This window comes from Paenibacillus sp. 01T422, from assembly GCF_056398785.1.
The window spans coordinates 1-866 of sequence record NZ_JBFTQB010001441.1; the positions used below are offsets into that span (position 1 = coordinate 1).

The window sequence follows — 866 nt, forward strand, 5'->3', positions numbered from 1 at the left end:
GGCACGATGACCAATTTCCTCTAGCACTTGCTGCATCTCGACATTCATTCTTCCTGACGCTAGGCAAAGCAGTATGTCGGCTTCTTTCACTTTTTTCAGCGCAGTCTGCTCTCTTGGACTAACTTTCTTGCTGTGATCGAGCAAAGTACCGTCCAAATCACTTACGATAAGCTTAATCATCTAAGTCATCTCCTTTTGCCAATACGATTTCAACTTCACTTGCCAGTAATCTCTCTTTCATTTCAGGGCTTAAATCTTGGTCTGTGACTAGGATATCGATGCTTTCAAAACCTACCACGCGATGAAATAACCGCTTACCGAACTTAGAGTGATCCGCTAAAACGATGACTTGGTCGGCATGTTGGATCATGGCGCGAACTAAATAGCTATCCTCTTCGTTAGGGGCCGACAGCCCTTCCTCTGTAATTCCGCAGGTCCCGATCAGAAGCTTATCGACGTGGTAATCATTTAACATCTCGATGGCTTTCGCGCCGTATACGCTATGGTGTTTACTATCCAACACGCCACCTAGAATATGGATCGTAGTTTCGTCTTTACGGGTTAAAATAGCAGCAATTTCTATCGAGCTTGTCACTACAACATTCTGTTTGGATGTTAGTGCAGTTGCTGCGTGTAGAACTGTCGTGGAGGCATCCATCATGATGTAGTCGCCATCCTGAATAAGTCCGGCAGCTGTTTTGCCGATGGTTAGCTTGGAAGATGATTCTGCTTGGAGACGTTGTTCATAATTGCCGACTTCCTTCGAAAGTGTGGGGAGGATGGCGCCGCCGCGTGTCCGCACAATACGGCCCTGTTCTTCAAGTTTGACCATGTCACGCCTGGCGGTATCTCTCGAAACATCATAC

At 46.7% G+C, this 866-nt stretch carries 2 protein-coding genes; both read right to left on the minus strand.

All coding sequences use genetic code 11. The features are described from left to right. Positions 1-180 (minus strand): HAD family hydrolase (locus tag AC1DUA_RS39370; RefSeq protein ID WP_477504847.1); only part of this gene is annotated, 180 nt, incomplete at its 3' end. Further along, positions 173-866 (minus strand): DeoR/GlpR family DNA-binding transcription regulator (locus AC1DUA_RS39375; protein WP_477504848.1); only part of this gene is annotated, 694 nt, incomplete at its 5' end. The genes AC1DUA_RS39370 and AC1DUA_RS39375, both read right to left, overlap by 8 nt.